The sequence below is a fragment of the Enterococcus sp. LJL51 genome (assembly GCF_054871795.1).
In genome coordinates this window covers 1-12,442 of sequence record NZ_JBTXLW010000032.1, presented here as the reverse complement: position 1 = coordinate 12,442, position 12,442 = coordinate 1, and the positions used below count along the sequence as shown (strand labels likewise).

The 12,442-nt window shown below is 39.0% G+C and carries 15 protein-coding genes and 1 riboswitch; of the genes, 3 read left to right on the top strand and 12 right to left on the bottom strand.

The window, feature by feature from the left end; genetic code table 11:
• On the top strand, window positions 1-410 hold a 410-nt coding region (locus ACYSNQ_RS17830), incomplete at its 5' end, for a transposase (RefSeq protein WP_426084925.1).
• Here the strand turns inward: ACYSNQ_RS17830 and purB are convergent.
• From purB to ACYSNQ_RS17790, 8 genes are all read right to left on the bottom strand, one after another.
• Entirely contained in the window at window positions 313-1,605 is a 1,293-nt protein-coding gene (purB, locus tag ACYSNQ_RS17825) for an adenylosuccinate lyase (protein WP_426084924.1), read from the bottom strand. The genes ACYSNQ_RS17830 and purB overlap by 98 nt on opposite strands.
• Window positions 1,606-1,619: 14 nt before the next feature.
• On the bottom strand, window positions 1,620-2,747 hold the full coding sequence (gene purK, locus ACYSNQ_RS17820; RefSeq protein WP_426084923.1) for a 5-(carboxyamino)imidazole ribonucleotide synthase: 1,128 nt from the start codon (window positions 2,745-2,747) through the stop codon (window positions 1,620-1,622).
• Window positions 2,734-3,222 (bottom strand): 5-(carboxyamino)imidazole ribonucleotide mutase, encoded by a 489-nt coding sequence (gene purE / locus ACYSNQ_RS17815; protein WP_426084922.1) that lies wholly within the window; start codon window positions 3,220-3,222, stop codon window positions 2,734-2,736. Before purE ends, purK begins: the two co-directional genes overlap by 14 nt.
• 256 nt (window positions 3,223-3,478) lie before the next feature.
• Entirely contained in the window at window positions 3,479-4,798 is a 1,320-nt protein-coding gene (locus ACYSNQ_RS17810) for a nucleobase:cation symporter-2 family protein (protein ID WP_426084921.1), read from the bottom strand.
• Between the two features lie 2 nt (window positions 4,799-4,800).
• On the bottom strand, window positions 4,801-5,382 hold the full coding sequence (locus ACYSNQ_RS17805) for a xanthine phosphoribosyltransferase (RefSeq protein ID WP_426084920.1): 582 nt from the start codon (window positions 5,380-5,382) through the stop codon (window positions 4,801-4,803).
• A 64-nt stretch (window positions 5,383-5,446) separates the two neighbouring features.
• Window positions 5,447-5,544: riboswitch (purine riboswitch) on the bottom strand.
• 258 nt (window positions 5,545-5,802) lie between these two features.
• Window positions 5,803-6,489 (bottom strand): beta/alpha barrel domain-containing protein, encoded by a 687-nt coding sequence (locus tag ACYSNQ_RS17800; RefSeq protein ID WP_426084919.1) that lies wholly within the window; start codon window positions 6,487-6,489, stop codon window positions 5,803-5,805.
• Window positions 6,490-6,508: 19 nt separating this feature from the next.
• Entirely contained in the window at window positions 6,509-7,111 is a 603-nt protein-coding gene (locus ACYSNQ_RS17795; protein WP_426084918.1) for a glycoside hydrolase family 73 protein, read from the bottom strand.
• Window positions 7,112-7,229: 118 nt separating this feature from the next.
• Window positions 7,230-7,748, bottom strand: coding sequence for a hypothetical protein (locus ACYSNQ_RS17790; protein WP_426084917.1), 519 nt, complete (start codon window positions 7,746-7,748; stop codon window positions 7,230-7,232).
• A gap of 159 nt (window positions 7,749-7,907) precedes the next feature.
• On the opposite strand from ACYSNQ_RS17790, the gene ACYSNQ_RS17785 reads away from it, so the two are divergent.
• A complete protein-coding gene (locus tag ACYSNQ_RS17785) occupies window positions 7,908-8,864 on the top strand; it encodes a Gfo/Idh/MocA family protein (RefSeq protein WP_426084916.1) in 957 nt (318 codons plus the stop codon).
• Between the two features lie 332 nt (window positions 8,865-9,196).
• Here the strand turns inward: ACYSNQ_RS17785 and ACYSNQ_RS17780 are convergent, their stop codons facing one another.
• The 3 genes from ACYSNQ_RS17780 to ACYSNQ_RS17770 all read right to left on the bottom strand — a co-directional run bounded on the left by ACYSNQ_RS17780 (window position 9,197) and on the right by ACYSNQ_RS17770 (window position 11,004).
• Window positions 9,197-9,376, bottom strand: a complete 180-nt coding sequence (locus tag ACYSNQ_RS17780) for a hypothetical protein (RefSeq protein ID WP_426084915.1) — start codon at window positions 9,374-9,376, stop codon at window positions 9,197-9,199.
• A 61-nt stretch (window positions 9,377-9,437) separates the two neighbouring features.
• Entirely contained in the window at window positions 9,438-10,028 is a 591-nt protein-coding gene (gene yqeK, locus ACYSNQ_RS17775) for a bis(5'-nucleosyl)-tetraphosphatase (symmetrical) YqeK (RefSeq protein ID WP_426084914.1), read from the bottom strand.
• A 1-nt stretch (window position 10,029) separates the two neighbouring features.
• Window positions 10,030-11,004 carry an aromatic acid exporter family protein gene (locus ACYSNQ_RS17770; protein WP_426084913.1) on the bottom strand — a complete coding sequence of 325 codons (975 nt, stop codon included), beginning with the start codon at window positions 11,002-11,004 and terminating at the stop codon, window positions 10,030-10,032.
• Between the two features lie 105 nt (window positions 11,005-11,109).
• Here ACYSNQ_RS17770 and ACYSNQ_RS17765 point away from each other — a divergent pair, with 105 nt between their 5' ends.
• Window positions 11,110-11,706 (top strand): FUSC family protein, encoded by a 597-nt coding sequence (locus ACYSNQ_RS17765; protein WP_426084912.1) that lies wholly within the window; start codon window positions 11,110-11,112, stop codon window positions 11,704-11,706.
• Window positions 11,707-11,777: 71 nt separating this feature from the next.
• Here the strand turns inward: ACYSNQ_RS17765 and ACYSNQ_RS17760 are convergent.
• A partial coding sequence (locus tag ACYSNQ_RS17760) for a cysteine peptidase family C39 domain-containing protein (protein WP_426084911.1) occupies window positions 11,778-12,442 on the bottom strand: 665 nt, incomplete at its 5' end.

Here is a 12,442-nt window from a genome sequence, read left to right as displayed (position 1 = left end):
CAGAATGCAAGAAGAAGCTTTCAGATGAAAAAACAGGTTCGATTTATCGACAACGGAAAATCGATGTAGAACCAGTGTTTGGGCATCTAAAGGCTCATTTGGCGTTCCATCGTTTCCATTTACGTGGAAAACAAGGAGCGAAGATTGATGTTGGTTTGGCTCTCATGGCACTAAATCTAAGAAAATTAGGAAAATATATGGAGAGAAAGAGAAGGGAAGAAGAAAAAACAAGCCCGATTTTGACATTCATCATCAAAATCGAGCTTGTTTTCTTTTTGAGAGTGGATTATGTCCCAGTCTCTGTTTTCTATTTTATAAACCAACACGTTCAAATATCGTGTCTACATTTTTTAAATGATAATTGTAGTCAAAGGCATCATCCAGCTCTTCTTTACTCAGTACTGAAGTGATTTGCTCATCCTGATCTAAAAGCGGACGAAAGTCCGTTTGATTATCCCAGGCGTAAGCTGTCTTCGGCTGAACTAAATCATAAGCTGCTTCTCTTGTCATACCATGATCAATCAGCTTTAAAAGTACCCGCTGGCTGTAGATTAATCCGAAGGTTGCATTCATATTTCGCTTCATATTCTCAGGAAAGACAGTTAGATTTTTGACAATATTGCCAAAGCGGTTCAGCATATAGTTTAAAAGCATTGTTGTATCTGGGATAATAATTCGTTCTGCAGATGAATGAGAAATATCCCGTTCATGCCACAACGAAACATTCTCGTAAGCTGTCAGCATATGACCACGAATAACGCGTGCCAGACCACTCATATTTTCTGAACCGATTGGGTTGCGTTTATGAGGCATCGCAGACGATCCTTTTTGTCCCTTTGCAAAAAATTCTTCCACTTCTCTGGTTTCAGACTTCTGCAGCCCACGGATTTCAGTGGCAAATTTTTCAATACTTGTCGCAATTAAAGCCATTGCAGAGAAATATTCAGCATGAAGATCTCTTGGCAGAACTTGTGTGGAAATTTCCTGCGGACGAATCCCCAGCTTCTCACAAACATATTTTTCAACAAAAGGCGGAATGTTAGCAAAAGTACCAACTGCTCCACTGATTTTTCCTGCTTCCACACCTTTAGCCGCATGTTCAAACCGTTCAATGTTTCGTTTCATTTCAGAATACCACAATGCCAGTTTCAAACCGAACGTAGTAGGTTCTGCATGAACACCATGAGTGCGTCCCATCATGACCGTATATTTATGCTCTTTCGCTTTTTCGCCAATAATATCAGCAAAGTTCTGTAAATCCTTGCGTAAAATATCATTTGCCTGCTTCAGCAAGTAGCCATAAGCAGTATCAACTACATCGGTACTAGTCAAACCATAATGAACCCACTTGCGTTCTTCGCCTAATGTTTCAGACACAGCTCTAGTAAACGCGACTACATCATGTCTCGTCATTTCTTCAATTTCCAAAATTCTGTTGACATCAAAAGAGGCATTTTCTCTAATCAGTTTGACATCTTCCTTTGGAATCTCTCCCAGCTCTGCCCAAGCTTCATCAGCTAAAATTTCCACTTCCAACCACGCCTGATATCGGTTTGTATCTGTCCAAATAGCTCTCATTTCTGGTCTTGAATAACGATCAATCATTGTTTTATCCTTTCTTAATCCCAAATGCTGGTTTGATATATATCTTCCAGTGTTTCAAACGTATCTTCTGTTAATACGGTGATGTGTCCCATTTTTCTTCCTGCTTTAGCTTCATCTTTTCCATAGTAATGGAAATGCCAGTCTGGCTTTTCAGTAATAAAATCCATTGTTTCATAAATTTCTTCTCCAATAATATTAACCATCACAGCTTCTGAAAGTAGATGAATCTCAGGAATAGACCAGCCGCAAATACCGCGAATATGAGTGTCAAACTGACTGAAATTACACGCCTCAATCGTATAGTGACCAGAGTTATGAGGTCTTGGCGCTAGTTCATTTACATAAATTCCGCCATTATTTGTTACAAACATTTCAACAGCCAAGGTTCCTGCCAGATTAACTTCCTCAGCAATCACCTGAGCTATTCGTTGTGCTTCTTCAATGATTTCCTCATCTACACGCGCTGGAGCAATTGTTTCATGAAGAATATTATTCCTGTGAATATTTTCTACTACAGGAAATGTCTGAATATCTCCCTTTCCATTACCTGACACCAGAACAGAAATTTCTTTTTCAAAAGGAATCCATGCTTCCAAAACACAGGTGCCTTCTTTCAGGAGATTCATGGACGGAGCTAAATCAGACGGGCTGTAAAGCACGTATTGACCCTTTCCATCGTATCCTCCTCTAGTGGTCTTCAGTACGCAAGGATAACCAATACCGTCAATAGCATCCTGAATATCAGTAGGACTGACAATCGTTGCATAAGGAGCAATCACTATATTATTGGACTCTAAAAAGCCTTTCTCCAGTAAACGGTCCTGAGTAATCGCCAACAAATCTGTTCCTTGAGGAATACTCACTAAATCCTGAATTTGGACAAGACTATCTACATCTACATTTTCAAATTCATAAGTCACAACCTGTGATCTATTGGCCAGTTCATTTAATGCATCTAAATCATTATAGGCTGCCAGCAAATGCCAGTCAGCTACTTGGGCCGCCGGGCAGTCTACATTAGGATCAAGTACGGCGATACGAAAGCCCATTTCTTTGGCACTCAAAGCCATCATTTTCCCTAATTGTCCACCGCCGACTATTCCGATCATCTGTCCTGGTAATACAGGATTATTCAAGGTCATCACTACTTTCCATCACGATCTGTGCAAGAGATTCGCGTCGTTTTTCTAATTTTTCCGCTATCTCTAAATCATACATGGAAAGCATCTGAACTGCAAGTAGTCCAGCGTTAGTTGCCCCAGCTTTTCCAATCGCTGTTGTCGCAACCGGAATCCCTCCAGGCATTTGAACAATGGACAAAAGGGAGTCCAGTCCATTAAGTGCTCGTGACTGAACTGGAACGCCAATTACCGGCAGCGTGGTTTTAGCCGCCACCATCCCAGGCAAGTGCGCCGCACCACCAGCCCCGGCAATGATTACTTTGATTCCCCGTTCTCTGGCAGATTCTGCAAATTCAAACATATAGTCCGGCGTGCGGTGAGCAGAAACAACTTTTTTTTCATAAGAAATCTGAAATTCTTCAAGTATCTCGCAAGCCAGCTTCATTGTTTCCCAATCGGAGGTACTCCCCATAATTACAGCAACTTTTATTGACATGACATATTCCTTTCTTCACCTTTTCTCTTTTCTATTTTAGCAACACCCACAATTACTGTCAAAGGAATATCGAATAATAAACAAAAAAACAACTATATTGTTCGTGTTTAATCAAGACTATTTAGCGACTCTATTCTGTATATCTAAAATTGAAGATTCCAAGCTACAAAACCGCTGTTTAAAAATAAAAACCAACAAAAATCGTTTGTTAGATTTTTGCTGGCTCTTGCTTTCTCTCATTGATTGATTACTATTTCTATTTATCTAACAGCTCTGGTTTCACTCCATTAAATAGAAGATTTAGAACAATAGCCGTAACACTGCTCATGACAATCCCATTTCCTGTAAACATCTTTATTGTTTCAGGCATTTTAGCAAATAGCTCCGGCATCATATTAAAGCCCAAGCCAAAACCGATAGATACAGCAATAATCAATAAATTCTTATCGTTTTCAAAATTAACCTTGGATAACATCCGCATTCCCTGTACAGCGACCATCCCGAACATTACAAGCATTCCACCGCCCAAAACAGGTTCTGGGATAATCTGAGCTGCTGCCCCAATTTTAGGAAGTAATCCCAAAATAATCAAAAATAATGCCGAAAAATAAATAGGCTTGCGGTTTTTAATTCCTGATAACTGAACTAAACCAACATTTTGGGAAAACCCTGTATAAGGAAAGGTATTGAAAATCCCTCCTAAAATCACAGCTAATCCTTCTGCTCGATAGCCCTTTTTCAATTCTTCTTCTCCCACCGGTTTTCCTGTAATATCGCCTAAAGCAAAATAGACACCCGTCGATTCTACTAAACTGACAATGGAAATAATAATCATCAATAAAATAGAGGAAGGATCAAACGTCGGCGTACCAAAGTAAAACGGCTGCGGAAAATGAAACCAGGTTGCAGAAACAATTGGCTCAACATCTACCATTCCTAAAAATGCTGCGAGAGCTGTTCCACCAGCTAAACCTACTAGTACTGAAATCGACCGGATAAACCCTCTACCCCACACTTGTATAATAATAATAAGTCCAATGGTTACGAAAGCCAGTAGTAAATTGTTGGCAGAACCAAATGTAGGAGCACTTGCTAATCCTCCACCCATTTTCTCTATCGCAACAGGAATTAGGGTCAATCCAATGACAGTTATTACTGTTCCAGTTACCAGTGAAGGAAACAGAACTTTAATTTTTGAAAAGATGCCGGATATTAATACAATAAAAATTCCTGCGGCAATAATCGAACCATACATTGCTCCAACGCCTTTGTCAGTTCCAATCATAATCAGCGGAGCAACGGCCTGAATCGCACAGCCCAAAACAACTGGCAGACCAATTCCAAAAAATTTATTTACTGTCAGCTGAAGCAGTGTAGCGATGCCGCACATAAAAATATCGATAGAAATCAAATAGGTCATCTGCTCCGCATTAAAGTTCAAACCAGTACCAATTAATAAAGGAACTGCAACTGCTCCCGCATACATTGCCAGCAAATGCTGAAGACCAAGCACTGCACTTTTCGCAGTGGACGTTTCATGAGCAGCTTCTGCACTCGTCATATTCTGTTCTTTCATTCTTAGGCATCCTCCTGAAGAAATTCAACTGTTTGATTTTTTAATGACGCAATACGAGCTAGAGAAACGACTTTTAGCCCCATATCCTCTAAAAGAGTTCGACCATCCTGAAAAGACTTTTCAATAATAATTCCAATTCCTAATACCTCAGCTCCAGCTTGCCGGCATAGTTCTACCAATCCTTTAGCAGCCTGACCATTTGCCAGAAAATCATCAATAATTAGAACCTTATCGCCTTCCTTTAAGAACTTTTTAGAAATAGAAACCTGACTGGTTACTTGTTTGGTAAAGGAATAGACTGATGCAGTGAGTAATTCTTCATCCATAGTTAAGCTCTTTGCTTTACGGGCAAAAATCATCGGAACCTTTAGCGCTTGTGCCGCATAAAGAGCCGGTGCGATTCCTGACGCTTCAATTGTCACAACTTTTGTAATTCCCTGTTCGGCAAAAACCTCCGCAAAACGTTTACCTATTTGCTCCATTAAATCCGGATCAACCTGATGGGTAACAAAGCTGTCAACCTTTAATACACCATCACCTAGTACTTGACCGTCTTTTTTTATTCTTTCTACTAATTCTTTCATTGTGTCGTTCTCCTCCCCAATACTAAAAAACCTCCTTTTTGCAAAGCAAAAAAGAGGTTCAAATCGAACACGCTTTTTCACCTATAGTCCGGCATTTACGGTGCCAGGTAGAGACGGTCATCCTTATCATGACCATATATAAGTTCAAAATATGATAATTTCTATTATCCACTAAATCCTTTAAAAAGCAAGAAACTATAACCAAAACTAAGCTTAGAATTTTCTCATAAAATAACGATTCAGGGCATTGTCAATGGTACGGATACCAAATGCTAATACTTCTCGGTAAAAATCAATTTACTTAAAATGATAAAAGTCCCTCATCTATCTGTCATTTTGTATTATCTTTCAACAAAAAAAGCTGGAACAATATTGTATCTCCAGCCCTTAAAACCAAATAAACGGTATTTCATAAATCAATTAATTGTTATCTGCTTCCTGTTCCTGCTTTCGATACTTTGCCATTTTCTTACTGAACAGCTCACCATTGGATGGCGGGGTATAGGTAATTGCATTGGCTCCAGCTTCGATTGTTTCCTGAATTGATTCTTCCGTCGGGCCACCGGTAGCAATGATTCCCAGTTCTGGATATTTCTTTCGGAAATAGCGGACTGTTTCAGCTGTCTCTTTACCAGCACTGATATTAATCAGGGATACACCAGCCTCCAGCTTATCATCCATTGGTGTATAACGGGAGGTCACCGTACTTACAACGGGAATATCAACTACGCCGCATACACTTTCAATGGTTTCAATTGGTGTTGGTCCATTCAGAACTACCCCAATTGAACCTTGTGCCTCTGCAAACAAACTCATATACACTGAACGAGCCCCTTGAGTCAGACCGCCGCCAACACCAGAAAACACAGGAATATCAGCAGCCTCAATAATACTTTTAGTGATTGCCGGATGTGGAGTGAACGGGTATACTGCAATAACCGCATCTGCATTAGTATTCCGAATAATTGCTATATCTGTTGTAAAAATAATCGAGCGAATTCTTTTACCAAATATTTTAATGCCGCTTGCTTGATTGATAATTTCCGGCACTTTAATAATATCCTGTTTTAATAATGTCGTAATTTCCGGTATCCATTCCTGGTCCATACTCTCTCCCCTTCACCGATTAGTGGTCATATTTGTAAAGCTTATAAGTCTCGATTACATGGATAACTTTTTCAGCATAGTCCGGATCTGTCGCATAGCCCGCTGCTTGAAGAGCATTAGCTGCTTCCTTATAATCATTAGCTAAAAGAACATTTTCATATAATCTTGGATCCCACGTTACACCATCCACAAAAAGACGTGTATGATCATCCATTGATTCCTCCCAAGTATCGTATACTCTGAAATCACCTTGAATCGTAACCCATAATTCGTTTATGTACTCTTTTGTTTCCAAATTCACTTTTTTCTGGTCGCCGTAAGCCTTGATTCCGAAAAGATTGTTATATTCAGAAGCAAGAGTACTCTGTCCCCAGTTCGACTCCAAAATTCCCTGACCAATAATTATACTTGGCAGTACGCCATAAGCAGCCTGAAGCTCCTCTGCATGAGGCCGAATTCTTTCAATAAAATCTTCCTGAGACACAGCTTTGTTATCCTGTGTTTTTACCGCTTCTTTAACCGTATTTCCTGTTAAAAAACGAAACGAGAAAAATCCGGCAATCAACAGCAACCCTAACAATAACACGGGAAACCTTTTATTCTTACGCCTTTTTACTTTCATAAAATCCCTACTTTTAATTTACTTTGTCTTTTGGTTAATTTTTTTGAAAATCAACCCATCACTACCACATGGAAATCAGCACATTATAACAAATTACCAATACAGAATCAAATCCAGCTTACTCTGTAACATAAGTTTCAACCAGGTTTTCATCCATCCAGTCCAGCAGCTCAACCTTTGAGCCTTCCAGCTGAGGCTGCAGTTTTGCTGGAAGTCGGAAGGTAACGATATCATCAAACCCCCACTCTCCATAAGAAATGGATACCTTCAAGTTGATAAAGCCTTCATCTTCTTGTACGGTTCCTGTTAACGGTAAAAGTTCGGCTCTGCCAACCTCGCTTTTCAGCCATTTTCTGGCAATAGAGGTTTTCATCCGCTTGTACTCAGCCACTGCGATATTTCTCTTTTCCGGAAATAGGACTGTCTGCCGCATAATTTTTTGCGTCAGCATCCATTCATAATCTGTAAACAAGTTCTTTACTTTCTGCATATCTTCACTCGGCAGATTTCCTCTGCCATTTTTCCAGCTTTCCCATTGTTCTTGATCAATATTAAGCTGTTCAGAATAGAATTGCTCCTCTGAAGAATATTGTTCCATTACTGCACTGACAATAATATCTATATATACTTGGTGCATACCAATCGCCTCCTCTTTCTATTCTACTTAAAATAACCAAAAAAAGCACTCATTTCTGTTTAAAAAGACGTGACTTTCTTCATTTTAAGTTGTTTTTTTCTCTTTTTATTACTTTTTTTAGTATAATAAACTGAAAAGAACCTTTAGGAGGATACAGATTTGACAAACTACAACTGGGGAATTATCGGACTGGGAGAAATCGCCCATCAGTTTGCAGCGGGGTTCCAACAAAAAAACAGCCAATTAGCTGCTGTAGCTTCCCGTACAATAAATAAAGCTGAAGAATTTGCTCAAAAATACAATATACCCGCTCATTATGGCTCCTATGAAGAGTTGCTTGCTGATAATACCATTGATATTATTTATATCGCTGTGCCAAACAAACAGCATATTCAGCATATTCTGCAAGCCTTGGAAGCCGGCAAACACGTGCTTTGTGAAAAAGCAATCACCATGAATAGCGAGGAATTAAAAGCTGCCTTAAAATTAGCTGAAGAAAAGCAATTAATTCTAGCTGAAGCAATGACTATTTTCAACATGCCTTTATACACTGAACTAAAACGAATCGCTGATACCGGGCGCTTAGGAAAGCTCAAAATGATACAAGCACCTTTTGGCAGCTATAAAGATCCGAATCCTAATAATCGCTTCTTTAACCCTGAATTAGCTGGGGGAGCTTTATTAGATATAGGAACCTACGCAGTTTCCTTTGCCCGTTGGTTTTTTACTGAACAGCCGAAGGTGGCAGCTTCATCAATGATTCCTTTCTCAACAGGAGTAGATGAGCAATCTGTCACGATTTTACAAAATGACAAACAGGAGATGGCCGCTGTGACATTAAGCTTTCAATCAAAAGCGCCCAAAACAGGAATCGTTTCCTTCGAAAATGCCTACATCACAGTGGAAGAATATCCTCGCGCTGATCAAGCACAAATTCATTTCAATGATGGAACAAAGGAGTCTATTGTTTCAGGAGACAGTCTTCAGGCGCTAAACTATGAAGCAGATAATATGATTAAAATAATTGAAGGCAAACTGCCCAACCGTTCTTTATTCCTGACTATAGATGTAATTGATATACTAGACCAGATGCAGCAGCAATGGCGAACTGAATAAGAAAGACCTAAATGAGCTTGAGACATCATCCATTCTCATCTTCATAATATTCATGAACAGGAATCTCTAAATATCCTGCGCCCTTTAACCCAATTGTCCCAGGTACCAACAAACCTAACGAACCTGTCAATAATTCTTTCCTATTTTATAAAAACATTGAATTGCTTTTTAAAACACCAAAAAAGTTATATAGTTTTTTTGGTGTTTTTAACTTTAAATATGTAAAGAAATGATTAATTAATCTTAAAATGCATACATATCTAATCAAAATATTTCAAAGAAAAAATGAGTAGGATATACTCTTCGTCCCACTCATTCTAGAAATTATTCATTTATCTTTCTGATTGTTCACTATTGGATAGTTTTTTCTGATACTCATCCTGAAGCTTTTTCACCTGTTCTTCGTCCAGCCTAACGGTACCATCTACTGCTTCTTTGTCCATAAAGCTCCCCAATAAATCCGCGAATTGTCTTGCCTGCCGCAACATGAAATCCTTTTCATATTCTGCCATAATAAAACTGTTCCTCCTTAATTGATCATACCAACTATCAGATTATTGCCACAGCTGTGATCTATCTGCTATATTCAAGCCACTCTTGCGCCGCTTTCAGCCATGGATGAACAACAATAATATCGTGTACCATGAGGTAGTTTATATAGGTTAAAGAAGCTGCCTCCAGCGACTCTTCCAGTGATTCCTGCAAGCTGTCAAGATATGGCGGTTCTCCAGCCTGATCCCATTTTATCTTATCTGCAACAAAAACTACCTGATCCATTTTATTCGCATGATTTTTAAGTGTTGTATGGCATTCAATAGCCGATAAGACATTTTCATCCTTAACTCCAAAAAACTCAGCCGCCATATAGCGTGACAGCTTTTGATGACTGATCATAGGCAGCAGCTCCTCCTCTTTGCAGATATCGATGCCCCATTCCTCCGCACGCATCAGCTTTTCCTTGTTGGGTATGACTACACTGATATCATGAAGCAGTCCAGCAGCTTCAGCTGCTGCAGGATCTTCTTTGAATCTTGCTGCTAGCTCACGTGCGCAAGCAGCCACTTCTATTGAATGCCGGGCAGTATCTTTGAACGTCTCTCCGAGATATGCAGTAACATCTCTCATCAAGTCGCCAGTAAGAACTGGCCGTTTTAGCTCCTGCATTCTATCCCTCCTCTTGCCCCTGTCTTAGATGTTCTTTGACAAATTCTTCTTTAATTTCAATAAATGACTGAAAAAGCTGAAGAAATTGAAAAAGCTGTGCCCGATTTTCAAACTCTTCCCTCGTTTTAGGTAGAGGCTTTTCCCGATAAGTCTCATAGACTCCTGCAATTTGATCCAGAATCTGACGACCATCATTATCCTCAGCAAAAGTCAGCGAAGTATATGCCAGCAGTTCTTTAATACTCTTCACTTGCTCTGCTTCTACTTTGACTTTTTCCAATAGCTTGAGCATATCCTTCAAAATTACACTTTGCATCTTTCTCATCGTGAAGTAGTCCAAATAGTAATTATCCTTAGACAGTAATTGATTTTCTGCATGATTCTTCGCCCAATCCTGTCCCTCTTTAATCAATGACTTTAACTGATTACAGCGATCAAACAAAGAGCGTTCTTTTTTCGTTTCGTTAAGGTAAAAAGCCATATCCTGTAGAATCTTTCTAAAAACTGCTTCAATAATTTCCTGGTCTTCCTTTAAACGTTTCTCCACATCCGGCATATACATATTCAAAAGCAGTGCCATTCCAACACCAATGATCATCAGCATAAATTCATTGCCAATCAATTCCCAGGACATTTGCTTTTCAATCAGATAATGAGTCACTAACACAGAGCTGACAACAATACCGTCAGAAAGCTTTAAGGCAACTGCCACTGGGATAAACAACAGTAGGTAGACACCAAAGCCCCATGGTGTAAAGCCCAAAATCTGAAAACAGATAAACGCGACAGCCGTTGCCAGTGCTAATGAAAACAGCCGGTAAATTCCTGTTAATAAAGATGTTTTTTTCGTTGGCGTTACACTTAACACTGAAATAATACCGGCGGATGCTGGATTTAATAAACCAAGAGCTGAAGCCAAAATCATGGAGAGCGCTGCACTTAATGCAGTTTTTATCGTTCGTAATCCTATCTTCATACTCAATCTCCTTATAAAATTGATAATCTTTGCTTCAATACTAGTAATTTTACCTCTATTTCGGTTATGATGAAATAGTAAAATCTTTTTTAGGAGAGAAAAAACATGGTAATTGGTCCATTCCGTTTAGGTATGCGGACATTAAAAAGTGCTTTGGCCGTTATGGTCTGTATTTTATTATTCAAACTATTTGACCGGGGTGCCCCGATGATTGCAGCGCTGGCGGCCGTTTTTTCACTACGTCAGGATTTAACTACTAGTCTTTCTTTTGGTAAATCCCGAGTGATTGGAAATTCTTTGGGCGGCGGACTAGCTTTACTATATTTCGTTGTGCAGCAGCATTTTTCAAATGATTTTCTCGTAGAACTGTTCTTTTTACCTTTTTTAGTCATTCTTGTGATTGTTTTATCCGACGGTATGGGCAACAATTCGGGGATTATTTCCGCCATTGCTACTATGCTCATGATTGCATTAAGTGTACCTCAGGGTGAGTCTATGTACTATGCCTTTGAGCGGGTATTGGATACATTTATTGGAACCTTTGTTGCCATCTCCATCAATTTTCTGATTCGAGCCAAACCCGTTGAAAAAGAACGGCAAATTGAAGAGGATCTGGCAGAGCTGGAGAAAAAAGAAAAAGAACTGGAAGAGCTACGAAAAAGAATTCAGGAAAAAAAAGATAGTGAAGGAAAAATGCCTTAAGGCTGTAATCTTCTAAAAAAAACCAGTATTGAGGATGTAAAACGCTCAATACTGGTTTTTTTATTTCATTTTTATAGAATTCTAAATGTTTTAACCGTTGCTAATCGAGTGATTGGATCTGTAACTGTTAAGGTAACTGAGCTTCCGCTTTTTTTAGCAGTTAGTATGCCATCTGCTGAAACTTCCGCATTTCCGGAAATATTTCCTGAAACAAAATATCTTGGAGTGGCTACAAATCCATTGAATACTTTGACATACTCAGTCAAATCAATGGTTTCTCCTGCAGATAAATTAGGAATATCGTTTACTTCAGGATACCTCATCTGTTCTTCTGTCAAAGAGTATGTTGTAAACTCGTATTCACCAAGCTGCCGGTTTAAAATATTGTAGTTAATCATAAAGCGAGCTTTGTCCATTAACTCATATTTATTATTTTTGATACTATTCACAACAGAATAATGCAGTCCTTCATTTTCAAAGAACGTAAATTGAACACTTTTTTCTATTCCGTTCACCATTGGATAAGAGCCGCTAATATTCTTATTAGGCGATACTATCACAACTGTACGCAGCTTCTCCGCCTCTGAAATTTCAAAAACATCATTATCAAAAGTATAATCAATACGTGCTTTTATTGTTTCATTTAAATTGATTTTGGTTGCCGTATCGGTAGTATTCCCATGGTCATCCTTAATCGTAAATTCATGTGTTGAGCTAAGACGTGTCACTGGGTCTG